This window comes from Limimonas halophila (assembly GCF_900100655.1).
Lineage (GTDB): Bacteria > Pseudomonadota > Alphaproteobacteria > Kiloniellales > Rhodovibrionaceae > Limimonas > Limimonas halophila.
The window spans coordinates 191597-213696 of the sequence record NZ_FNCE01000003.1; the positions used below are offsets into that span (position 1 = coordinate 191597).

Consider the following 22100-nt stretch of genomic DNA (forward strand, 5'->3'; position numbering starts at 1 on the left):
ATCCTATTCGATCGGTTCCGTCGCGGCGACGGTGCGGGGTGCTCCGCGCGCCGCGATGTCGGGCTCGCTGGCAAAGACGCGCCCGGCCATCGCCATGCCGGAGAGCAGGGCGTCGTCGATGCCGCCGCCCAGGCACCATTCCCCGCACGCGCCCACGCCGGCGTCGCCGTCGAAGAGGCACCCCGCGTCCAGCGGCGTTTCCGCGCGGGCGTAGCGCCAGCGGTGGCCCGTGACCGCGACCGGCTCGGGTGCCTCGACGCGCTGGCGAAAGGCTGCGACCAGCTCGCCTGCCGCCGCGTCCGCATCGTCGTCGAGGTGCTCGGCGGACCAGGCCGGATCGCCGTGCAGCACCCAGACCTCTTCGTTCATCTCCCGGCCCGGCTTGGCGCTGTTGCGGATCGCCATGCGGGCCGGCCCATTCCCACGCACGACGTCGGGCACCCCGGAAACGGGTGCGGCGAAGCGCGCCATCGCGGTAATGCAGGGCGCGTAGCGCACGCCCCGCGCGGCCTCGGCCAGCGCCGGACAGGGCGCCAGCAGCTCGGCCGCCTGCGGCGCGGGCACCGCGACGACCACGCGGTCGAACGGGCCGAATACGCCCGCATCGGTCGTGAGCGACCAGGCGCCGGCGTCGCGGGTCAAGCGGTCGACGCGCACGCCGCTGCGCACGTCGAGGTCGGCGGCCAGATGCTCGGCCAGGGCGCGGCTGTGCGGCACCGGGACGTAGCGCCCGTCGTCGCCGGTCAATTCCGGGTCCCAGGGCAGGATGACGCCCTGGTCCAGCCAGCTTTCCACAAAGGGCGCCAGCCGGGGATCGTCCGCGCGGAACCAGGGAGCGCCGTGGTCGGCGTGAACGTCCGCCCACAGGCGCTTGGCCGCCGTGCGCCCGCCCACGCGCCGGCCCTTGTCGAGCACCGTGACCGCAACACCCTGGTCGGCCAGCGTGCGCGCGCACATCAAGCCGGCGGGCCCGGCGCCGATGACGGCCACGCGCGGCATCTCGCCCGCGGGGCGTCGGGTTTGAAGCGCGGCGAACCGTGCGGTGTCCAGGCGCTCGGCGTGGACCTCGGTGCTGCGCGGGCGCACGCGGCCGAAGATGGGCTTTTCCGGGTCGAAGGGGCGGTCGAAGGCGCCCAGGCACCAGAACAGCCCCGCGTAGGAATTCGGGTCGCCGCCGTCGAGGGCGTAGCGGTTGTTCAGGTCCACCAGCATCCGCGCGGCTACGTCCGGCCCTTCCGTCCAGGGCAGCAGGGCCTTGCCCCAGGTCATGCGCACGTTGTTGTGCAGGTAGCCGCGCCGCAGATACCCGGCTTGCGCCGCGTTCCAGAAGGCGTCGTCGGTGCGTCCGCGCGCCAGGGTTTCCCAGACGTAGAGCGCCGGACGCGGGTCCAGGGCGCAGCGGTCGAGGCTCTCGCGCGCCCAGTCGGGAAGCACGTCGACGGTGTCGTGGTCCGGCGCAAAGTGGGCGAAGCTCCACGCCATCTCCCGCCAGATCAGCAGCTCCTCCAGGAACTTCTCCGGGCCCTTGCCGCCCTGCGCCGCCGCCTCGCGCGCGAGTTGGGTGGCCGCGATCATGCCGTGGCGCAGATAGGGCGAGAGGTGGCTGACCGCGCCGTCCTGCAGCGCGTCGTTGCGGCGCGCGGCGTAGCCCGCCAGGCGGTGGTCGCGGAAGGCGGCCCAGCGCGTCTGCGCCGCCGCTTCGCCGCCGGGGTCGTCGGGCACGGGCGGTACGCTGTGGTCGATCTCGCAGGCCGCCGTCAGCTCGCCCAGATCCCAGGCGTCCAGATCGGTGGGCGTGCGGGGCAGCGTGCCGGCGTCGGGCGCGACGCGTGGCGCCACCGGCGGGAACTCCGCGTGCAGGCGGTCCGCCCGCTGATCCTTGGTCGCCGACCGGAATTTGTACGCCCGGTCGAAGGCGCGGCCGACCTGGATCATGGGCACGACGCAACTCGCGTCCACGGCCAGAACTGGCGTCTCCCGCTCCGCTGTCGCCGCCAGGAGCGCCGAGCGGTCTTCGCGGTAGGACCTTGTCGGCTGGTCGTCGCAGACCACGGCCGCGGCATCGCGGGCGAGGCGGGGCGTGGCCTCCTCGCGCGCGCCCGGCCGGTGGACGTAGGCTGCCGTGGCGATGCCGCGTTCGCGGATCGTCGCCAGGGCCTCGCGCGCCCCCTCCAGCACGAAGCGGTGGTGGCGGTCGCTGGCGAAGGGGTAGCGCTCGCTCAGTTCGAACACCGCCAGCACCGGCAGGCCCAGCGCGTTGCCCAGCGCCACTGCCGCGTCGAGCGCCTGGTTTTCGTGGCCGCGCAGGTTGCCGCTCAGGCTGTACAGGACGTAGGCGCCCCGCGGACCGGGCTCGCCGGCCCGCAGAGCCCGCGTGCGCGAAGCCAGGCGCGGGGGCAGGCGGTCGATCGGCGCGTCAGGCATCCGACTCGCCCGCGCTGCCGTCCCCGGCGGCACTCGGCGGTGTGGGGGCCGGCGGTGGCACGTCGAGGGGATCGGCGCGGCCATCGCGGTCCGTGGCGTAGGCGCGGCGCCAGCCCTCAACGGCCACGGCGGCGAGTCCAGCGACCGCCACCCCGGCCGCGGCGTGGACGGCGGCGTTCGCGGCGAGCCGGATCAACATCAAATTTCCCCCGTGCGCTGCGCCTGTTGGCGGGACCGCTGCGCACAGACATACGCGGCGCCGGCGAGCCCGCCGGCGGTCAGGCCGGCGGCGAACCCGGCGGACGCGGCCAGATACGAGAGTGCACAAACCATCGCGTTCGCTCCCAGAAAGATGGTGCTATCTGGTACGCACGCGGCCGCTGTTCGGATCGTCGTGCTGCACGGATTTGTCCGTTCGCGGCGAGTCAGCAGGCCGTCACGGTCATACTGCCCGTGGCCGTCAGCGTGACGGCGGTGTCGAAGGGTGTGCTCTCGCGGGCGAGCGTGTCGGCCAGCCAGCGCCGGTCCGCCGCACTCGGGCGGGCCAGCTGCATGCGGCGAAGCTGAAAGGGGACGAGCGTGCACGCGCGCACGCTGCCGTCGGCCACGGCGATCTCGGGCAGCACCAGCAGCACGAGGTCGTCGCGGTAGCTGCCGGGCGTGGCGATGCCCTCGTAGTCGGTGAGGAAGTCGCCGGACCCGTAGAGGATCAGGCCGTCACGGTGGCGCTCCACCGCCTTGGCGTGGTGGGATGAATGGCCGTGGACGACCGAGACGCCGCCCCGCGCGATCAGCGCGCGGGCAAAGGTCCGCTGATCGGCCGGCACGTCGAAACCCCAGTTGCCGCCCCAGTGGACCGTCACCACGACGACGTCGCCCGGCCGCCGCCACGCGGCGATGTGCCGGCAGAGCGCATCCGCGCTTGTGTCCGAGAGGTCGGGCAGGCGGTTCACGCCGGGCCGGTCGGGGCGCGCGGCCCAATGCGCCGGCACACCGCTGGAGCCGTGGGCGCAGGCGAAGACGAGCACCCGCCCGCCGTCCGCGCGCGGCACCACGGCGGGCACGGCCGCTGCGGCGCTGTCCCGGCCCGAGCCGCAGCGCGCGATGCCGGCGGCGTCGAGCGTGTCCAGGGTGTCCGTGAGGCCGCGCTCGCCCCAGTCAAGGACGTGGTTGTTGGCAAGCGTCGCCACGTCCAGCCCGAAAGCGGTCAGCACCGGCGCGTTGGCCGGGTTCATGCGGTAGGTGATGCCCTTGGGCGCCGCGTCCTCGCTGCGTGTTACGGCCGTTTCCAGGTTGGCGATGCGCACGGCCGGCTGCACGCGCTCCAGATCCGCAAGCGCCTCGCCCCAGACGTAGCGCCAGTCCACCGGCTTGGGGACCGGTCCGTTGGCGGCTTCCGCCAGGTCCACGTACGCCCGCGCGTCGGTTACGACCGGCTCGTGGCGGTGCGGCGGCGCCGGGTACGGCAGGATCTGATCGATGCCGCGGCCGGTCATGACGTCGCCGCACAGGGCGAGGGTGATGGTCGCCGGGGCTGTTTCGGGCATTCCGGCGCCTCCGCGGGATAGGGGAAGCATCTTGCCCATCGCGGGCGCGGGGCACATTCACCCGCCGCAAAGGACGACCTTCAAGAGGGGAAGCGTGCCCGCTCGGGATGTGCGCTACGCTGGCCCGGACCGGGCGCCGGGGTCAGCCATGTACGAGCTTGCGGATGCCATGCGCCGCGCGCAGGCGGCCATGCTGGATGCGGCCGGCGACCGCCCGGCGGGACACCCCTATCGCGTCGCGGCCTCGGGCGAGCGCTGGCGCTTGCGCGCGTACGGTCAAGGGGCCGGGCCGCCGGTGCTGATCGTCGCCGCGCCCATCAAGCGGCCCGACATCTGGGACCTGACGCCCACCCGCAGCGTGGTTGGCGCGTGCCTGCGCGGGGGCCTGGACGTGCATCTGCTGGCATGGGCCGCCCCGGCGCCGCGCGATTCCGGCGCGACGCTGGCGGCCTATGCGGATGCGGGCATCGGCGAGGCGGTGGCGGCTGTGCGGCGGGCGACGGGCGGGCGTGCGCCGGTGCTGATGGGGCATTCCCTGGGCGGCACGCTGGCGGCGATCTTCGCGGCGGCCCACGCTGACCGCCTGGCCGGGCTGGTGCTGCTGGATGCGCCGCTGTGCTTCGCGCCCGGCAGCAGCCGCTTCCGCGACGCCCTGGTGGCGATGGCGCCCCGCCACCCCGACAGCGACGGCATCGTGCCGGGGTCGCTGCTGTCGCACCTGAGCGCGCTCGCCGCGCCGGAAACCTTCGTCTGGGCGCGCGCGTTGGACGGCCTGCTGCACCCGGAAGCGCACGATCTTCACACCCGCATCGAGCGCTGGGCCCTGGCCGAGGTGGCGCTGCCCGCACCGTTGCTGGGCGAGATGCTGACGGCCCTCTACCGCGAGGATCGGTTCTGTCGGGGCACGCTCGACCTCGGCGGACCCACCGTCGGGCCGGCCGCGCTGCGCTGTCCCGCCTTCGTCGTCGGCAACGCGGCGGATGCCGTGGCGCCGCCCCAAGCGATCGACCCCTTCGTCGCGCGCATGCCCGGCGCCCAGGTGCGCCGCATCGAGATCCCCGGCGAACCCGGCGTCAGCCTCCAGCACCTCGTCCCGCTCCTGGGCGAACGCGCCCATGCCGAGTTATGGCCCGAGATCACGGCCTGGATCGCGGCGCGTGGGTAAGCGTCATCGATGCCGCCGCCGCTCCAGGAGCGCGGCGGCGCAGGCGTCGAGGATGGCCTCGGTGTCGATGCGGTAGGCGCTGTGTAGGTCGGACACCGTACCCGATTGGCCGAAGTGCTCCACGCCCAGCGCGTGCACACGGTGACCGCGCACCGAGCCCAGCCACGCCAGCGCCGCTGGGTGGCCGTCCAGCACGGTGACGAGGCCCGCGTCCGGGGCCAGCGGCGCCAGCAGATCCTCGACGGGGGCCGTGGCGCCGTCGCCCTGCGTCTGCCGCGCCTTGGTGGCGGCGGTCCAGCCGGCGTTGAGGCGGTCGGCGGAGGTGACGGCGAGCAGCCCGGCGCCCGGCACCTCTTCGGCGATGGTCTCAAACGCTTCCAGCGCCTGCGGCGCCACCGCGCCCGTGTAGACGATCGCCAACTCCGCTCCCGGCGCCGGTTCGCGCAGCCAGTAGCCGCCCGCGACGATGCGGCGCTCCGTGGCCGCGTCGAGCGTGCGATCGGGTTGCTCGACCGGGCGCGTGGACAGGCGCAGGTAGACCGAGCCGCCCTCGACGTCGCGCAGCCAGTCGGTCGCGGGGGCCGCCGACGCATCGCGCTGGAGGTATTCGAAGCCCCAGCGCAGGATCACCTCCAGCTCGTCCACGAACGCCGGCTCGAAGGCCGCGAGCCCGTCCTGCGCCATGCCGATCAGCGGCGTGGCGATGGACTGGTGCGCGCCGCCCTCCGGCGCCAGCGTGATGCCCGAGGGCGTCCCCGCCACGATGAAGCGCGCGTCCTGGTAGCAGGCGTAGTTCAGGGCATCGAGCCCGCGCTTGATGAAGGGGTCGTAGAGCGTCGCCACCGGCAGCAGGCGCGTGCCGAACAGCCGGTGCGACAGCCCCGCCGCCGCCAGCAGGATGAAGAGGTTGTTCTCCGCGATGCCGAGTTCGAGGTGCTGGCCTTCGGGCGCCATCGCCCACTGGTGCGCCGAGGCCAGCTTCTGGTCGCGGAAGACGTCGGACCGGCGCTGGCGATCCCAGATGCCGCGCCGGTTCACCCAGCCGCCCAGGTTCGTGGACACCGTGACGTCGGGCGAGCACGTCAGGATGCGGTTGGCCAGCTCGCCATCCTCGCGCGCCAGGCCGTCCAGGATCTTGCCGAAGCCTTCCTGGGTGCTCAGGCGCGCGCCGCTCGGCGCGGGCAGGCGCTCCGGCACCGCCACGGGCGGAGCCGAGCGGTCGCGGCGGCCGTCGCGCGCGAAGGGCACGGCGTCGAGGAAGGCACGAAGCTCGTCGGCCGGCGTCTCCAAGCCGGCGAAGCGGTCCCATTCGCGCCCGTCGGGCACGCCGTGGCGCTGTTTGAACGCGTCCATCTGCTCCGCGTTCATGATGCCGGCGTGGTTGTCCTTGTGCCCGGCGAAGGGGAGGCCGTGGCCCTTGATGGTGTAGGCGATGATGCACTTGGGCCGGTCGTCGTCGATGCCGTGCAGCGCTTCCAGCACGGTTTCCATGTCGTGCCCGCCCAGGTTGGTCATCAGGGCGTGGAGCTGCTCGTCGTCGTACTGCGCCAGCAGCTCGGCCACGCCCGGCCGGTCGCCGATGTCGGCGGTGAGCTGCGCCCGCCACGCCGCGCCGCCCTGGAAGACGAGCGCGCTGTAGAGGGCGTTGGAGGCCCGGTCGATCCAGTCCTTCAGCGCCTCGCCGCCCGGCTGCCGGAAGGCCGCCTCCTGCTGCTTGCCGTACTTGAGCGTGATGACGTCCCAGCCCATGGCCTCGAAGAGGCGGTCGATCTGGCCGAACAGCCGGTCGGACACCACGGCGTCCAGGCTCTGGCGGTTGTAGTCGATGATCCACCAGACGTTGCGGACGTCGTGCTTCCAGCCCTCCAAGAGGGCTTCGGAGACGTTGCCCTCGTCCAGCTCGGCGTCGCCCACCAGCGCAACCATGCGCCCGGGCGGCTCACCATCCGTCAGCCCGCGCAGGCGCACGTGGTCCTGGATGAGGCTGGCGAAGGCCGTCATCGCCACGCCCAGCCCGACGGAGCCGGTGGAGATATCGACGTCGTCCGTATCCTTGGTGCGCGAGGGATAGGCCTGCGCGCCGCCATAGCCGCGGAAGCGGCGGAGCTGGTCCACGTCCTGCTGGCCGAGCAGGTACTGGATGGCGTGAAAGACGGGGCTGGCGTGCGGCTTGACGGCAACGCGGTCCTCGGGCCGCAGCACGTCGAAGTAAAGCGCCGTCATCAGCGTCGTCAGCGAGGCGCAGGAGGCCTGGTGCCCGCCGACCTTCACGCCGTCCGGGTTGTCGCGCAGGTGGTTGGCGTTGTGGATCGTCCACGCCGACAGCCACAGCACCTTGCGCGCCAGCGCGCGCAGGATGGCGAGGTGTTTTTCGTCAGGCCGGTCGGTGGTGGCCGGCGCCCCGGCTGGCTGGGTCATGGCGGCGTCGCTCGCCCGAACGGTGAAACATTCGGGCCGAAGGGTAGCGCGCGGCCGGCGCGCGGACCAGCCGGTCAGGTCTCGGCGTGGGGCGGGGTGTCGACGGCGCGGTCCGCCCGCACCGCCGAAGCCGCGAGCACGAGGCCGATCGCGGCGATCCCCAGCAGCCCGGCCAGCATGGGCGCCCAGCCGAAGCGTTCGAACACCAGCCCCGGCAGGTAGGAGCCGAGCACCCCGCCGCTGTAATACGAGGCGACGTAGAGCCCGTTCACCAGCCCGCGCGCCTCGCCCGCGCGTTCGTTGACCCAGGACGAGGCGATGGCGTGAACCAGGAACATCCCGAAGCAGAAGACGAAGATGGCGGCGAAGACGGCGGGCAGCACCCCCACCAGCAGCAGCGGCACCGAGAGCGCATAGATCGCGTAGCCCGCCAGCAGCGTGCGCCCCGGCGTGCCCACGCGCGCGATCAGGCGCGGCGCGGCCAGGGAGGCGACGATGCCCATGAGGTAGCCGCAGTAGAGCAGCGCGATCCCCTGGTCCGTGGTCGCGGGGGCCAGCGCTTTCACACGGAACGGCAGGAAGGTCAGCACGCCGACGAAGACGAAGAAGAGGCAGGCGATCGCCAGATAGATGCGCCAGGTGCTCCGCCGGCGCAGCACGGCGCGCAGGTGCCAGCCGCCGGTGGGCCGCGTCGCGGCGGCGCTGCCCGCGGGGATGCGCCATATGACGGGCAGGCTCGCCAGCAGCGCCGCACCCACCAGGACGAAGAAGTGCGTCCAGCTCGCGTTCGTCGCCAGCACGCCCGCGAGCAGCCGCCCGCCCAGGCCGCCCGCGACGGTCGTGGCGATGTAGGCGGACATCACGGCCTGCATGCGCGCGGTGGCCGTGGTTTCCGACAGCGCCGTCATCGTCGCCGTCAGGATCGCCGGCAGCAGCAGCCCCTGGCCCAGGCGCAGCGTCACGGCGGCGGGGAAGCTGGACGTGGGGAAGCTCTCCACCAGCCCGAAGCCGATGGTGAAGATCCCGAGCCCGGCGACGCTCACCAGCAGCACGGTGCGTGCGCTCACCCGCGCCAGGACGGCGCCGTAGGCGACGGGCGCCACCGCCAGCGGCACCAGCGTCGCCGTCATGATCAGCGCCGCGCGCGAATGCGTGACGGCGAACACCTCCGCCAGGCGCGGCAGCAGCGGTTGCGGCCCGTAGAGGACGAAGAAGGCGAACAGCGGGACGAGGAGCTTGGACGAATAGGCCACGGGCCGATCCCGTCGCGGACGGCGCGCGGCGTCAATCCCGGGCGCGTCAGGCCACCGAGAGGTAGCGGTCCTGAAGCTCGGGGTTGGCCTGCAGCTCCGCCGTGGTGCCGGCGTAGACCACGTGGCCCTTTTCCAGGATGTAGCAGCGGCTGGCGTGCTGAAAGGCGAAGGGCAGGTTCTGGTCGGTGAAGAGAACCGTGGTGTGGCCCGCCAGCTCGTCGATCAGGGCGCCGATCTGGTGGACGATCACGGGCGCCAGCCCCTCGCTGGGCTCGTCCAGCAGAAGCAGCACGGGCTGGCCCACGAGCGCGCGGGCGATCGCCAGGATCTGCTGCTGCCCGCCGGAGAGCGTCTTGCCGGGCTGGTCGCGGATTTCCGCCAGCATGGAGAAGCTGTCGAAGATGCCCTCGACGGTCCAGCTTTCGGCGCGCTCGCGGCCCCGGTAGCGCGACACCTCCAGGTTCTCCGCCACGGTGAGGTCGGGGAAGATGCGCCGGTCCTCGGGCACGAGGCAGAGGCCGCGCCGCGTGATCTCGTGCGCGGGCAGCCCCGTGATGTCGTGGCCCCGGAAGTGCACCGAGCCGCGGCGCGGCGGCACGATGCCGACCAGCGAGGACAGCGTCGTCGTCTTGCCCGCGCCGTTGCGGCCGAGCAGGCACACGGTTTCGCCTTCCCGGACGGACAGGCTGACGCCGTGAAGGGCGTGGCTCTCGCCGTAGAAGGTGTGAAGCTCGCTCGCGTCCAGCATCACTTGGTTTCCGCGTCGCCGAGGTAGGCCGCGCGCACGTTCGGGTCTGCGCTGACCTGGTCGGGCGTTCCCTGGGACAGCAGGCGGCCCCGGTGCATGACCAGCACGCGGTCCGCCAGCCCGAAGACGACCGACATGTCGTGTTCCGTGATGAAGAAGGTGTAGGGCCGGTCGCGGCGCAGCTCGTTGAGCAGCGCCACCACCTTGCGCGTTTCCTCCGGCGTCATGCCGGCGGTGGGTTCGTCCAGCAGCACCAATTCCGGCTCGATCGCCAGCACGATGGCGAGTTCCAGCAGCCGCTTGTCGCCGTAGGACAGCGTCTCCGCCCGCGCCTCCGCCATCTCCGCGAGACCGAGCCGGCCCAGGATGGTGTCCGCCTCCTCGCGCAGCATCCGGTCCCAGCCGAGCACGCGGAAGAGGTGCAGGCTCTTGCGGCGGTGGCTCACCAGCGCGACCTGGACGTTCTCGCGCACCGACATCTCGCCGAAGACGTTGGTGATCTGGAAGGAGCGCGAGATGCCCAGCCGCGCGATGCGGTGGGGCGGCATGCCAGCGATGTCGCGGCCCTTGAACAGAATTCGCCCCGCGCTCGGCGTCATGCGCCCGGAGACCATGTTGTAGAAGGTGGTCTTGCCGGCGCCGTTGGGGCCGATGAGCGCCACGGTCTCGCCCGGCCACAACTCGGCCGACACCTCGTCCACGGCCGCGACGCCGCCGAAGTGCTTGGCGAGCGCTTCCACGCGCAGGATGGGATCGTCCGCGTGCGCCATGACCGTCACCGCCGCCTTGCCAGCCGGTCCACCGCGGTTCCGAACAGGCCGCGGCGCAGGTAGATCACCATCGCCGCCAGCACGACGCCCAGGAAGAACATCCAGCGGTCGGTGTAGCTGGTCAGCCAGGTTTCCAGCAGGATGAAGATGCCCGAGCCGACGAAGGGGCCCAGGAAGGTGCTGGAGCCGCCCAGGATGCTCATCAGCACCGGCTCGGCGGACTGCGACCAGTGCACCATGTCCGGCGAGGCCACGCGTGTGAAGGGCGCGAACAGCCCGCCCGCGAGGCCGGAGAAGGCGCCCGAGATGCCGAAGCTGTACAGCCGGTAGCGCCGCACCGGGATGCCCGTGAAGGCGACGCGCTCCAGGTTTTCCGCCATGGCGCGCAGGATCAGCCCGAACGGCGACACCGTGATGAGGTAGAGCAGGGCGGCGGCCAGCACCACGACGACGAGCGTGACGTGGTAGTACACCGCCGGGTCGGCGAGCGTCAGGTCGAGGCCGACCCCGAATTCGCCCAGGCGGAAGCCCGTGATGCCGTCGGAGCCGTTCGTCACCGAGCGCCATTGCTGGGCGATCGAGAACACCATCATCCCGAACGCCAGCGTCAGCATGGTGAAGTACACCTCGGTCAGGCGCACGCAGAACACCCCGATCGCCAGCGCCAGCACGCCGCCCGCCGCCGTGGCCGCCAGCAGCGCCAGGATCAGCGGCGTCTGCAGATGCAGCAACAGCATCGCCGAAGCGTAGCAGCCGATGCCGAAGAAGGCCGCGTGGCCCAGGCTGAGCATGCCGGTGTAGCCGAAGACGAGGTTGAACCCGGCCGCGAACAGCCCGAGCACCAGCACCTCGGTCGCGACGAAGACGTAGAAGTAGGGGGCCCACGCCGGCAGGAACCACAGGCCGACCAGCAGCCCCGCCAGCAGTCCCGGCGCGATCAGCGTTCGCATGCTCACGCCGCCGCCCTCCGCATCAGGCCCTGCGGTTTGACGAGCAGCACCAGCGCCATGCCGATGTAGGGAAGCACCATGTTCAGCTCGGGCAGGAAGCGCGAGCCGAAGCCGTGGATCAGCCCCAGGATCAGCGCGCCCAGGAAGGCGCCGGGAAAGCTGCCCAGGCCGCCGATCACGACGACGATGAAGGATTCCACGATGATGTTGGCCCCGATGGACGGGCCGATGGCGCGCAGGGGCGCGGCCACCACGCCGCCGAGCGCCGCGATCCCCGCGCCCAGCGCGAACACGGCCGTGAAGACGCGCGGCACGTCGATGCCCACCAGCCGTGCCATCTTGCGGTCGCTGGCCGCCGCGCGCATCACCCAGCCGGCCCGGGTCCGCGCGAAGAAGAGCCACAGCCCCGTGCCCACGAGCGCGCCCACGAGCAGCACGAAGAGGCTGTAGCTCGGGTGCTGTGCCCCCAGCACCGTGAAGGTGCCGTTGAGGCCGGCGGGCGGCTCGACGACGTGGATGCTCGTGCCCCAGATCCAGCGCACTGCCTCGTCGATGATCAGCAGCAGCGCGAAGGTCAGCAGCAGGCTGTCGGTGATGGGGCGGTCGTAGATGTGGCGCAGCATGACGCGCTCCACGCCGACCGCCAGCGCCGCGACCACCAGCGGCACCACCGGCAGCGCCAACCAGAACGGCAGGTCCAGCAGGCCCACGACCGTATAGGCCCCGTAGGCGCCCAGCATGTAGAGCGCCCCGTGGGCGAAGTTGATGACGTTGAGGACGCCGAAGATGATGTTCAGCCCGACCGCGATGACGAAGAGCAGGATGCCCAGGTCGAGACTGTTCAACAGGGCGGCGACGATCGTGTCCACGGTTGGCTCGATCCGTCCGGATGGTCGTGGGAAGAGCGCCGCCGGGCGGGGTTTACGGCCCGCCGCCCGGCGGCGCGACGTCGATGGTGTTTAACCGTCGAGCTTGCAGCCCGTCTCGGCGACCGGCGGCGTCACCGTCTTGCCGTCGAACTCCCGCACGTTCTCCAGCGTGCGGATGCCCTCGGCCATCTCCTCGGCCGTCGTGCCGTAGACCGGCCCGACGACGCCCTGGTGGTCACCCTTCCGCAGGTGGATCTTGCCGATGGGTGCGTCGAAGGTCAGGCCGGAGAGCGCGTCGCGCACGGCGGCCTTGTCCACCGAGCCGGCCTTCTCGATCGCCGCCTTGTAGGCGTGCACGGCGGCGTAGGCGTTCTGGGCGTTGTAGCTCGGCATCTTGCCGTAGCGCTCCTTGAACGCCTTCACGAAGGTGTCGTTGGCCGCGTTGTCCGGGGCGGCGAACCAGTAGCGCGTGCCCACGTGGACGCCCGGCGGCATCTGCTCACCCAGCGCGTCCAGCACCTCGGTGGCCGCGCCCAGCGACATCACGACCTCGAAGTCCTGCTCGAAGAAGCCGAGGTCCTGCGCCTGGCGCACGAAGTTGACCAGATCGCCGCCCCACAGCGAGATGAAGACGCCGTCGGGGTTCTGGTCCATGACGGTGTTGATGAAGGGCGTGAAGTCCTCCGTGCCGAAGGCGGGGAAGGACGGGGAATCCGAGAATTCGGCGTCCGGGTTCTCCGCGCTCAGGTACTGCTGGAAGAACTCCCAGCTCTGGTGGCCAAAGGCGTAGTCCGGGCCCACGGTCGTCCAGGTCTCCGCGCCCGTCTCGGCGGCCGTGATGGCCGCGCCCTTGACGTTCTGGTTGATGTTCACGCTGACGCGGTAGGTCCACTCGTTGCAGAGCTTGCCCGTGACGTCGGGCGTGGCCGCGTGCGTGATGACGAAGGGCGTCTGCACCTCGGGAACCACCGGCACCACGCCCGTGGCGACGCCGCTGGAGTCCAGGCCCATCAGCAGGTCCACGCCGTCCTGGTAGACCAGCTTGCGCATGGCCTGGATGGCGGTTTTCGCCTCGATCTGGCTGTCCTCGTAGGTGATTTCCAGCTCGCGGCCGAGCACGCCGCCGTTTTCGTTGATGCGGTCGATGGCGAGGTCGGCGCCGTCTTGCGCGAACTCCCCGTAGGTCGAGGCGGCGCCGGACAGGATGTAGATGGCGCCCAACTCGATGGGATCGTCCTGCGCCTGCGCCGCGTGCGCCACGCCGGCCGCGAGCGCGGCAACCCCGAGCGTTTTGAGATGGCGATGCATGGGTCCTGACCCTCCCAGCGGTCGGTTATCTTTGTCCGTAGCCTGCCGCCAAGGGCGTCGGCGTGCAAACCTCGAACGCAAATAACCCCAATGGATAATCGCCTCACGCGTGGGGCGGGTCGCCTCCCCCGGGGTGAGCCGGCGCGTTGGATGCGATTTCGTCGAACGCGAAGGGCAGGCCGTCCAGCACGGCGCGGTATTTGGCGAGCAGCTCGGCGCGCGAGTGCGCGCCCAGCCAGATCCAGGCGACGGCGTAGCTGTAGCTGTCCTGCTCGGGCAGCTCGGACAGGCGCATGCGCTCGCGCACCTGCACCGCCACGAGGGTGCCGGGCACCCGCGCGCGCACCGCGTCGATCTCCGCCTGCGTGGGCACGCGCGTGACCGTGGCGTCGGCGACGAAGACGCGGTGGAAGACCTTGGCGGCGAGCGTGTAGGCGCCCTCGCGCCACGGCATGCGCGGCTTCATGCCGAGCGCCAGGTCGATCGCGACCTGCTGGTTGCTGACGCCGTCCACCTTCTCGAAGAGGTCGCAGTGGGATTCCGAGATGCGCGGGTTGATTTCCAGCAGCCAGATGCGGTCCAGCGCCTCGTCCCAGAAGAACTCGATGTTGAAGGGGGCGTTGTCGACGTCCGTGCGGCGCATGACCGTCGCCGCAAGCTCGCGCATGCGTTGCTGCACGCGCTCGGGCAGCGTGGAGGGGTAGTCGTAGCGGAAGAAGCTGATGACGTGGGGATAGCGCACGGAATCCACGATGCCGTAGACCGTCACCTCGCCGTCGTGGACGTAGCCCTCCACCGTGCATTGGTGGCCGCCGATGATGGATTCCGCCAGGCAGTGATGGCCGTTCACGCGTCGCACCGCGTCCGGCAGCTCGGCGTGATCGAGGATGCGGTTGAAGGGCGCCGAGACCACTTCGTTTTCGGCGCGCAGCCGCTCCGCGGCGGCGGCAAAATCCTCGGGCGTGTCGATGCGGAAGCCCAGCCGTGCGCCCGAGGACTTGATCGGCTTGACGAAGAAGGGAAAGCCGATGCCGGCGGCGCCGATGCGGCCCAGCGCCTCCGGGTCGAAGGGATCGAAGGCCGTGAAGGCCGGGACGTTGTCGGGGATGACCTCGCGCTGAACGAGCCGGCTCCAGTACTTGTGCTCGCACATCAGCAGGCTTTCCAGGGTCGGCGTGCGCGTGCCGAAGCGTGCGCACAGAAGCGGCAGCATCGTCGACACCGGGAAGTCCATGTAGCCGACGATGGCGTCCACCCCGCCGTCGATGGCCCGGATCTCGGTCTCCGCCTTCGCGAGCGCGGCCGCCAGGTCGAACCCCGCCACGTCGTAGACCAGCTCGTCCGGGTCGAGAATGCCGTGGAAGGTGATTGCCTCGGCGCCGCGCAGCGCCTCCAGCTTGGCGCGGTTGAAGGCGTTGAGGCCGATCACGGCCACGGTGCGTGTCATGGCGTTCTCCGGGGGTGCGGGGATCGCGCGGGCGTGACGGGCGACCGCGCGACTGACCTGTGATATGGGCGCCGCCGTCGAAGCCGTGTCCACGCCGCAGGTGCCATGCCGCCACGCGACTCCCTGGTGCCCGTGCCGACAACCGGCCCGCTCGTGCCCTGGCTGCGCGAACTGCGCGCGACAGCCGCGCTGGCCGGGCCCATCGTGGCGACGCAACTGGGCGAGATCGCGATCCACGTCACCGACGTGCTGATGCTCGCCCGCGTGGACACGGCCGCGCTCGCGGCGGGCACGCTGGGGGCGGACGTCTTCATCTTCTTCCTGCTGTTCGCGATCGGCGTGGTGCAGGCGGTGCAGCCGCTCACCGCTCAGGCGGAAGGCGCCGGCGATCTTGAGGGCGTGCGGCGCACCGTGCGCCAGGGCCTGTGGATGGCGTTTGCCGTGGCGCTGCCGCTGATCGCGCTGTTGTCGCTGACGCCCTGGATGCTCGCCCTGCTCGGCCAGAACCCGGCGACGGCGGAGGCCGCGAGCGGCTATATGGGGGCCGCCCGCTGGGGCCTGCCCGGCGCGGCCGTGTTCATGGTGCTGCGCTCGCTGGTGTCGGCGCTTTCGCGGCCCGGCCTGGCGCTGCTGGTGATGTGGGGCGGGGTGGGCGTCAACGTGCTGCTCAACCGCGTCTTCATCTTCGGCGCGCTGGGCGTGCCGGCCTACGGCGTGACGGGGGCGGGCATCGCGTCCGCCCTGGTGAACACCGCGATGGCGCTGGCGCTGCTGGCCGTGGTGCTGCGGGTGCCGCGGCTGCGCGCCTACCGCATCCTCGACCGCCTGTTGGCACCGGACTGGGCGCGTTTCGCCGCCATCGCCCGCATGGGCTTTCCCATCGCCGCCACGCTGCTGTGCGAGGTGGGGATCTTCACCGCCGCGACGCTGATGATGGGGACGATGGGCGAGGTGCCGCTCGCCGCCCACGGCATCGCCATCCAGGTGGCGGCGACGACCTTCATGGTGCCGCTGGGGATCGGCCTCGCGGCCACCGTGCGCGTGGGCCTCGCCCAGGGCGCCCGCGACCCGCAGGGCGTGCGCCGCGCGGGCTGGACGGCCTTCGCCCTCGCGGGGATCGTGATGGCGGCGGCGTCGGTGGTGTTGCTGAGCGCGCCCGACGCACTCATCGGGCTGTTCCGCGATCCGGCGGACCCGGCCAACGCGGCCGTGGTCGAGGTCGCGCGCATGCTGCTGCTGGTCGCCGCCGGCTTCCAGCTCGTCGACGGCGCGCAGGTGGTGGGCCAGAACGTGCTGCGCGGGCTGTCGGACGTGCGCGTGCCGTTTGCGATCGCACTGACGGGCTACTGGGGCGTCGGCATCCTGGCGGCCTGGGCGCTGGCGTTTCCGCTCGCCCTGGGGCCGGTGGGGGTCTGGCTCGGCCTCGCGGCCGGGCTGGCGGCGGTGGCGGGGTTGTTGCTCGCGCGCTTCCACCGCCGCGAGCGCCTGGGGCTGGTGCGGCATCCGTCAGAGCACGATGAGGCCGGATCGCAACGATGCGGGCGCTGAGTCATGCCCGCAAACGAAAGAGATCGAGCGCGATGCGGTTCGCGAGATGGTCCTGCGTGTTCTCATCGCGCTCTCGCCGTTACGCGCGACCGTGCGGGCTGAGCGGCACGACCGTACTGGCCTGCGGCCCGTGCGGGCTCTCGTCGTAGGCCACCACGAGGCGCACGCGGTCGCCGCTGCTCAGCTCGTCGAAATCGCCTTCCGCAACGCTGTTGCGGTGGAAGTAGATCTCGCGCCCGTCGCTGGTGTCGATGAAGCCGTAGTGGTCGAACAGGCTGCGGATCGTGCCGGTGAGCGGTTCGTCGTGCGTCTTGACCCGGTGGGGGTCCGCCTTGCGCACCGCGTCCTCCAGCCGCCGCACGGCGGCGTCGAAGGCGTCGCGGATGGCGACGTAGACGTCCTCGTGCGCCTGGTCCTTCGGGCCCTGGTGCGTGACCCGCACGTCCTCGCCAGGGATCGAGATGTCGATGCGGACGTCGTAGGTCTTGCCTTTGTGGTGGTGGCGGTGCGGCGCGTCGATCACCACGCGCACGCCCACGATGCGGTCGGCGAAGCGCTGCAGCTTGTTCGCCTTCTCCATCACATTGCGCCGGATAAAGTCCGACGGTTCCATGTTCTGGAAGCTGATCTCGATGGGCAGGTCGTCGTCGGCCATTGCCGGTTCCCGGGAACAGTGAAACGGACGGAGTGAATCAGTCCTCGCGCGCGTCGCGGGGCCAGAGATCGCGCAGCCCAGCGGGCAGGGTTCGGATCGTCTTGTGGATCTCGCCTTCGTCCATGCGGTCCCACATCACCGCGAAGCTGGCGCGCAGGGCCGCCTCCGGTTCCAGGCCCGAGGTGCGCGGCAGTTCCTCGCCCGTGCGGTTCACGAACTCGGCGATGTGGCGCTCCGTGGTCGGCGTGCCGGCGATGTGCCAGTTCTCGTAGAACAGCCCGCGCAGCAGCATCGGCAACTGCTGGCCGAAGTGGACGGCGTTCTCGGGCGGCAGACGGTCGCGGAGCACGTGAAAGCTCGCGCGCAGCGAATGGTAGGCCTCGCGCCGGTCGTCGCTTTCCAGCTCCGTCATCAGCTGTTTCAGCCAAATGTTGGTTTCCTGGATTGTCGTGTCGAAGGTGTCGAGGCCTGTGGTTGTCATCGCGGCACTCCCTGGCGCAGCGGGTTCGTCGCCGACTCTAGAAGCGGCTCATGCCGGATGCAGCAGCAAAACCGGCGGATACTCCCGAAGACGAGGAAGCGGTACCCGAACGCGACTTATCCGGACGAACGAAGACCCCTTCGATCCCTTTGCCCGATTTGCCAAAGCCGCGCCGGCGGTGCGCCCGCCGCCGACGCGTGCAGCCGCCTTGGCGCACGCATACGATGGCGTGTATGCTCTTTCTGGGTGTAGAGACACAACCGGAGCGGCATGATCCACCGACCGCGACGCAAACGCGCGCTGATCACGGGCGCGACGGGGCAGGACGGCGCGTTCCTGGCCGAGCTGTTGCTGGCCCAGGGCTATGCCGTGCACGCCTTCGTGCGCCGCACGTCGGGCTCCAACCTGGGCCGGGTGGCTCACCTGGTGGACGGCTCGCCGGGGCGCGAGCGGCGCTACGTCCTGCACCACGGCGACATGACGGACACCGCCTCGCTGATGCGCGTGCTCGCCGAGGTGCAGCCGGACGAGATCTACAACCTCGCCGCCCAGAGCCACGTCGCCGTCAGCTTCGACGCGCCGGAGGACACGGCGAACACCGACGCGCTCGGCGTGGTGCGCCTGCTGGAGGCGGTGCGCACCATCGGGCTGACGGATCGCTGCCGCATCTACCAGGCCTCGACCAGCGAGCTGTTCGGCGCCTCGCCGCCGCCGCAGGACGAGGCCACGCGCTTCCGTCCGTGCAGCCCCTACGGTGCGGCCAAGGTCTGCGCCTACTGGATGGGCGTGACCTACCGCGAGGCCTACGGTCTCCATCTCAGCAACGGCATCGCGTTCAACCACGAAAGTCCCTTGCGCGGCGACAGCTTCGTCACGCGCAAGATCACGCGCGCCGTCGCCCGCATCGCCGACGGTGAGCGCGAGGTGCTGCGGCTGGGCAACCTGGATGCCGGCCGCGACTGGGCGCACGCCCGCGACGTTGTGGCGGGCATGTGGTCCATGCTCCAGCAGGCGGTGCCGGACGACTACGTGCTCGCAACCGGCGAAAGCCATTCGGTTCGCAGCTTCGTCGCGCACGCGTTCGACGTGGCGGGGCTGACGGTACGCTGGGAAGGCGAGGGCGTCGAGGAGGTCGGCGTGGAGCCGCGCAGCGGGCGGGTGCTGGTGGCGGTCGATCCGGCGCTCTTCCGGCCGCGCGAAACCCAGGGCATGCGCGGCGACGCCGGCAAGGCGCGGCGCGTGCTGGGCTGGGCGCCGCGAACGTCCTTCGCCGAGCTGGTCGCGGAGATGGTGCGCGCCGATCTCGCTGCCGTGCGGCCCCCGGTCGAAACCGTCGTCTCGCCCGGCATCCCGGCATGACCGATCCGCGCTACCCGCTGGAGGGCAAGCGGGTCTTCGTCGCCGGGCACCGCGGCATGGTCGGCCGCGCCCTGGTCCGCCGGCTGGCGCATGAGCCGTGCGAGGTGGTGACGGCGCCCCGCGAAAGCGTGGACCTGCGCCGGCCCGAGGCGGTCGAGCGCTGGTTCGTCCGCGCGCGGCCCGACGCCGTGGTGCTGGCCGCCGCCAGGGTCGGTGGGATCGCCGCCAACCAGCGCCGGCCCGCCACCTTCCTGCACGACAACCTCGCGATCGCCACGAGCGTGATCGACGCGGCGCGCGTCTACGGCGTCGAGCGCCTGCTGTTCCTGGGCTCGTCGTGCATGTACCCGCGCGAGGCGGCGCAGCCGCTCAGCGAGGCCGCGCTCATGACCGGCGCGCCGGAGCCGACGAACGACGGCTACGCCACGGCGAAGCTCGCGGGCTGGAAGCTGGCGGAAACCTGCCGCCGCGAGCACGGCTGCGACTTCCTCACCGCGATTCCGACGAACCTCTACGGCCCCGGCGACACCTTCGACGAGACGGACAGCCACGTGGTCCCGGCGCTGCTCCAGCGCTTTCACCGCGCCAAGCAGGCAGGCGCGCGGGCCGTGACCGTCTGGGGCTCGGGCACGCCGCGCCGCGAGTTCCTGCACGTGGACGACTGTGCCGACGCGCTCGTGACCGTCCTCACGCACGCCGACGGCGCGCGGCCCGTCAACGTCGGCACGGGCGCCGACCTGCCGATCGCCGAGCTGGCGCGGGCGATCGCGCGGGTGACGGGCTTCGAAGGCGAGCTGTGCTTCGATACGAGCAAGCCGGACGGGATGCCGCGCAAGCGCCTGGATGTCTCGCGGCTCCAGGCGCTCGGCTGGGCGCCGGGGATCGAGCTGGAGGCGGGCCTGGCGGACACCTACCGCGCCTTTCTGGCGGGAGATACCCGCTGAGCGCAGGCTTGGTTGGCGCGTCGCTGACTCTTTTTGATAGGTTCCGCGCTCAGTGGTTTGCGAGGGCACGATGAGCGACGAGGCGCAGGCAGGCGGGGCCGAGACGTGGCAGGCGGCGGTCGCGGCGCACGGCGACGGGCGGCTGGACGAGGCGGCGGAGCTGTACCGGGCCGTGCTGGACGCGCAGCCCGAAAACGGCGAGGCGCACTACAACTACGGCATCCTGCTGTTCCAGCAGGGCGATCAGGACGGCGCCGTGAACCATCTGTCCAGCGCCGTGGAGCACAAGCCGGAGGCCAAGCCGTGCTGGCTCGCCTACGGCGAGGTGCTGCTGGCCGCCGGCCGGGCGCGCGCGGCGGAAACGGCGATGGAAGATGCGCTGGAGCGCTTCAGCCCGGACGACGAGCGGCTGAACGAACTCCTGCGGCGGGCGAGTGGGCTCGCCACCCGCGCGGGCGACGACCTTCAGGCGGAACTCGACACCGCGATCGACGCCTACCGCGCCGGCGACCTGGGCGCGGCGGAAGCCAAGGCGCGCGAGATCGCGGACCGCTGGCCCGCGGAGGCCGGCGGCTGGGCCGTGCTGGGCGCCGTGCGCGCGGCGAGCGGGCAGACCGAGGCCGCCGTCGAGGCCTACAACGCCGCCCTGTCGCGCGAGCCCAACGACCTGGAAACGCTCAACAACCTCGGCAACGCGCTGCACGCCCTGGGCCGCAGCGAGGACGCGGTCGCGACCTTCCGGCGCGCGTTGAACATCCAGCCTGAATCGGCGTTGCTGCACTACAACCTCGGCCGCGCGCTGCACGGCGACGGCCAGTTGGCCGACGCCCAGGCGGCCTATCGCACCGCCGTCGCGCAGCGGCCCGGCTTCGTCGCCGCGCTGGCGAACCTGGGCTCCGTGCTCAACGAGCGCGGCTTTCCCGGCGAGGCCGAGGCCGCCCATCGGGCGGCGCTGCGCCACGACGCCAGCTCGGTCGCCGCCAACAGTGGGCTGCTGGAGGTGCTGGAGAAGGGCAACCGGCTGGACGAGCTGCGCGAGGCGCTGGCGTCCGCGCGCGAGCATCTGGGCGAGGGCGATCCCTGGGTCGCGCTGGGGGATGCGCGCCTGGCCCGCCGCGACGGCCGCGACGCCGAGGCGCGTGAACGGCTGGAAGGCATCGAGAGCGACAACCCGCGCTTTATGGAGGCGCGGGCCTTCGCGCTGGCCGGCATTTGCGACCGGCTGCACGACGCGGATGCGGCCATGGCCCACGCGGACGCCGGGAACCGGCTCGCCGCCGGGCGCTATCAGGCGCGCGGGGTGTCGGAGAAGCCGTTCCTGGCGCGGATGGACGCCTGCGCCGCGCGCTTCACGCGCGACTGGGTGGCAAGCTGGAGCGAGGCCACCGCGGACGACGGTCGCGCCGATCCGGTGTTCCTCGTGGGCTTTCCGCGCTCCGGCACGACGCTGCTGGACACCGTGCTCGACGCGCATCCCGACATTTACGCGGCGGACGAAACCCAGGCGCTGAACGCGGCGGCGCTCGCCGTCGACGAGCTGGACGGCGGCTATCCCGACGCGCTGGCGGAGCTGGACGACGAGACGGTCGCCTATCTGCGCGAGGTCTACTTCGCCGAGCTGGACGCGCACTTCGTCGAGCAGCGCGGCGAGGCGCCGCCCAGCAGCGACGGCGCGCTGGTCGTGGACAAGCTGCCGCTCAACATGGCGGACGCGGGGCTGATCCAGCGGCTTTTCCCCACCGCGCGCGTCGTTTTCATGCTGCGCCATCCCTTCGACTGCGTGCTGAGCGCCTACATGAACGACTTCGCGCCCAACGGCGCGATGGCGAACTTCCTGGATCTGCGCACCTCGGCCGCCTTTTACGACCGCGTCATGCGGCTGTGGGAGCAGTACCGCGAGGTGCTTGACCTGCCGGTGACGACCGTGCGCTACGAGGACCTTGTGGAGTCCTTCGAGGATACCGTTGCCGCGCTGCTGGATTTCCTCGGCGTGGGCTGGGATGAGCGCCTGCGCGAGCACGCGAGCGCGGCCGGGGAGCGCGGCCGCATTTCAACGCCGAGCTACCTGGAGGTGACGCAGCCGGTCCACACCCGCGCGAGCGGCCGGTGGGCGCGGTACGCCGACCACCTCGCCCCCGTGCATGAGCAGCTGGCGCCGTGGGCGCGGTTTTATGGGTACGGGGCCGAGCCGGCCCAGGGCTAAACCGGTCGGCC

18 protein-coding genes are annotated in these 22100 nt (G+C 71.6%); 5 read left to right on the forward strand and 13 right to left on the reverse strand.

Annotated elements, in window-relative coordinates:
• Positions 1-3 precede the first annotated feature (3 nt).
• From BLQ43_RS06395 to BLQ43_RS06400, 3 genes are all read right to left on the reverse strand, one after another.
• Positions 4-2424, reverse strand: coding sequence for an FAD-dependent oxidoreductase (locus BLQ43_RS06395; protein ID WP_176758551.1), 2421 nt, complete (start codon positions 2422-2424; stop codon positions 4-6).
• Positions 2417-2623, reverse strand: a complete 207-nt coding sequence (locus tag BLQ43_RS14570) for a hypothetical protein (RefSeq protein ID WP_176758552.1) — start codon at positions 2621-2623, stop codon at positions 2417-2419. The genes BLQ43_RS06395 and BLQ43_RS14570 overlap by 8 nt, the downstream gene beginning before the upstream one ends.
• Positions 2624-2849: 226 nt before the next feature.
• Positions 2850-3971, reverse strand: coding sequence for a CapA family protein (locus BLQ43_RS06400; RefSeq protein ID WP_090019303.1), 1122 nt, complete (start codon positions 3969-3971; stop codon positions 2850-2852).
• A 148-nt stretch (positions 3972-4119) separates the two neighbouring features.
• Here BLQ43_RS06400 and BLQ43_RS06405 point away from each other — a divergent pair, with 148 nt between their 5' ends.
• Positions 4120-5136, forward strand: a complete 1017-nt coding sequence (locus BLQ43_RS06405; RefSeq protein WP_176758553.1) for an alpha/beta fold hydrolase — start codon at positions 4120-4122, stop codon at positions 5134-5136.
• A 3-nt stretch (positions 5137-5139) separates the two neighbouring features.
• Here BLQ43_RS06405 and BLQ43_RS06410 read toward each other — a convergent pair whose 3' ends face one another.
• The 8 genes from BLQ43_RS06410 to BLQ43_RS06445 all read right to left on the reverse strand — a co-directional run bounded on the left by BLQ43_RS06410 (position 5140) and on the right by BLQ43_RS06445 (position 14899).
• Positions 5140-7554 carry a thiamine pyrophosphate-binding protein gene (locus BLQ43_RS06410; RefSeq protein WP_090019304.1) on the reverse strand — a complete coding sequence of 805 codons (2415 nt, stop codon included), beginning with the start codon at positions 7552-7554 and terminating at the stop codon, positions 5140-5142.
• 74 nt (positions 7555-7628) lie between these two features.
• Positions 7629-8807, reverse strand: coding sequence for an MFS transporter (locus tag BLQ43_RS06415; protein ID WP_143006177.1), 1179 nt, complete (start codon positions 8805-8807; stop codon positions 7629-7631).
• A gap of 46 nt (positions 8808-8853) precedes the next feature.
• Positions 8854-9555: an ABC transporter ATP-binding protein gene (locus tag BLQ43_RS06420; RefSeq protein ID WP_090019306.1), complete on the reverse strand. Its 702-nt coding sequence runs from the start codon at positions 9553-9555 to the stop codon at positions 8854-8856.
• Positions 9555-10325 (reverse strand): ABC transporter ATP-binding protein, encoded by a 771-nt coding sequence (locus BLQ43_RS06425; protein WP_090019401.1) that lies wholly within the window; start codon positions 10323-10325, stop codon positions 9555-9557. The genes BLQ43_RS06420 and BLQ43_RS06425 overlap by 1 nt, the downstream gene beginning before the upstream one ends.
• A 5-nt stretch (positions 10326-10330) precedes the next feature.
• A complete protein-coding gene (locus tag BLQ43_RS06430; RefSeq protein ID WP_090019307.1) occupies positions 10331-11275 on the reverse strand; it encodes a branched-chain amino acid ABC transporter permease in 945 nt (314 codons plus the stop codon).
• Between the two features lie 2 nt (positions 11276-11277).
• Positions 11278-12144 (reverse strand): branched-chain amino acid ABC transporter permease, encoded by an 867-nt coding sequence (locus tag BLQ43_RS06435; protein WP_090019308.1) that lies wholly within the window; start codon positions 12142-12144, stop codon positions 11278-11280.
• Positions 12145-12234: 90 nt separating this feature from the next.
• On the reverse strand, positions 12235-13452 hold the full coding sequence (locus tag BLQ43_RS06440) for an ABC transporter substrate-binding protein (protein WP_090019309.1): 1218 nt from the start codon (positions 13450-13452) through the stop codon (positions 12235-12237).
• 103 nt (positions 13453-13555) lie between these two features.
• Positions 13556-14899, reverse strand: a complete 1344-nt coding sequence (locus BLQ43_RS06445) for an ATP-grasp domain-containing protein (RefSeq protein WP_090019310.1) — start codon at positions 14897-14899, stop codon at positions 13556-13558.
• 105 nt (positions 14900-15004) lie between these two features.
• Here BLQ43_RS06445 and BLQ43_RS06450 point away from each other — a divergent pair, with 105 nt between their 5' ends.
• A complete protein-coding gene (locus BLQ43_RS06450; protein ID WP_090019311.1) occupies positions 15005-16447 on the forward strand; it encodes an MATE family efflux transporter in 1443 nt (480 codons plus the stop codon).
• A 79-nt stretch (positions 16448-16526) separates the two neighbouring features.
• Here BLQ43_RS06450 and BLQ43_RS06455 read toward each other — a convergent pair whose 3' ends face one another.
• Together BLQ43_RS06455 and BLQ43_RS06460 are read right to left on the reverse strand one after the other, a co-directional pair.
• The gene (locus tag BLQ43_RS06455; protein ID WP_090019312.1) at positions 16527-17102 is read right to left on the reverse strand and encodes an HPF/RaiA family ribosome-associated protein; all 576 of its coding nucleotides are present in this window, start codon (positions 17100-17102) and stop codon (positions 16527-16529) included.
• A gap of 37 nt (positions 17103-17139) precedes the next feature.
• Positions 17140-17583 carry a DUF2267 domain-containing protein gene (locus BLQ43_RS06460; protein WP_090019313.1) on the reverse strand — a complete coding sequence of 148 codons (444 nt, stop codon included), beginning with the start codon at positions 17581-17583 and terminating at the stop codon, positions 17140-17142.
• A gap of 270 nt (positions 17584-17853) precedes the next feature.
• On the opposite strand from BLQ43_RS06460, the gene gmd reads away from it, so the two are divergent.
• The 3 genes from gmd (at position 17854) to BLQ43_RS06475 (ending at position 22089) form a co-directional block, all read left to right on the forward strand.
• Entirely contained in the window at positions 17854-18942 is a 1089-nt protein-coding gene (gmd, locus tag BLQ43_RS06465; RefSeq protein WP_090019314.1) for a GDP-mannose 4,6-dehydratase, read from the forward strand.
• Entirely contained in the window at positions 18939-19886 is a 948-nt protein-coding gene (locus tag BLQ43_RS06470; RefSeq protein WP_090019315.1) for a GDP-L-fucose synthase family protein, read from the forward strand. Before gmd ends, BLQ43_RS06470 begins: the two co-directional genes overlap by 4 nt.
• Positions 19887-19956: 70 nt before the next feature.
• Entirely contained in the window at positions 19957-22089 is a 2133-nt protein-coding gene (locus BLQ43_RS06475) for a tetratricopeptide repeat-containing sulfotransferase family protein (RefSeq protein ID WP_090019316.1), read from the forward strand.
• Positions 22090-22100 lie beyond the last annotated feature (11 nt).

What these genes read in the sequence shown, in the direction of transcription:
- BLQ43_RS06460 (WP_090019313.1), bottom strand. Translation starts at nt 17,583, where the DNA reads ATGACAACCACAGGCCTCGACACCTTCGACACGACAATCCAGGAAACC.
- BLQ43_RS06405 (WP_176758553.1), top strand. Translation starts at nt 4,120, where the DNA reads ATGTACGAGCTTGCGGATGCCATGCGCCGCGCGCAGGCGGCCATGCTG.
- BLQ43_RS06440 (WP_090019309.1), bottom strand. Translation starts at nt 13,452, where the DNA reads ATGCATCGCCATCTCAAAACGCTCGGGGTTGCCGCGCTCGCGGCCGGC.
- BLQ43_RS06395 (WP_176758551.1), bottom strand. Translation starts at nt 2,424, where the DNA reads ATGCCTGACGCGCCGATCGACCGCCTGCCCCCGCGCCTGGCTTCGCGC.
- BLQ43_RS06450 (WP_090019311.1), top strand. Translation starts at nt 15,005, where the DNA reads ATGCCGCCACGCGACTCCCTGGTGCCCGTGCCGACAACCGGCCCGCTC.
- BLQ43_RS06470 (WP_090019315.1), top strand. Translation starts at nt 18,939, where the DNA reads ATGACCGATCCGCGCTACCCGCTGGAGGGCAAGCGGGTCTTCGTCGCC.
- BLQ43_RS06430 (WP_090019307.1), bottom strand. Translation starts at nt 11,275, where the DNA reads ATGCGAACGCTGATCGCGCCGGGACTGCTGGCGGGGCTGCTGGTCGGC.
- BLQ43_RS06400 (WP_090019303.1), bottom strand. Translation starts at nt 3,971, where the DNA reads ATGCCCGAAACAGCCCCGGCGACCATCACCCTCGCCCTGTGCGGCGAC.
- BLQ43_RS06445 (WP_090019310.1), bottom strand. Translation starts at nt 14,899, where the DNA reads ATGACACGCACCGTGGCCGTGATCGGCCTCAACGCCTTCAACCGCGCC.
- BLQ43_RS06410 (WP_090019304.1), bottom strand. Translation starts at nt 7,554, where the DNA reads ATGACCCAGCCAGCCGGGGCGCCGGCCACCACCGACCGGCCTGACGAA.
- BLQ43_RS06425 (WP_090019401.1), bottom strand. Translation starts at nt 10,325, where the DNA reads ATGGCGCACGCGGACGATCCCATCCTGCGCGTGGAAGCGCTCGCCAAG.
- BLQ43_RS06420 (WP_090019306.1), bottom strand. Translation starts at nt 9,555, where the DNA reads ATGCTGGACGCGAGCGAGCTTCACACCTTCTACGGCGAGAGCCACGCC.
- BLQ43_RS06475 (WP_090019316.1), top strand. Translation starts at nt 19,957, where the DNA reads ATGAGCGACGAGGCGCAGGCAGGCGGGGCCGAGACGTGGCAGGCGGCG.
- BLQ43_RS06455 (WP_090019312.1), bottom strand. Translation starts at nt 17,102, where the DNA reads ATGGCCGACGACGACCTGCCCATCGAGATCAGCTTCCAGAACATGGAA.
- gmd (WP_090019314.1), top strand. Translation starts at nt 17,854, where the DNA reads ATGATCCACCGACCGCGACGCAAACGCGCGCTGATCACGGGCGCGACG.
- BLQ43_RS14570 (WP_176758552.1), bottom strand. Translation starts at nt 2,623, where the DNA reads ATGTTGATCCGGCTCGCCGCGAACGCCGCCGTCCACGCCGCGGCCGGG.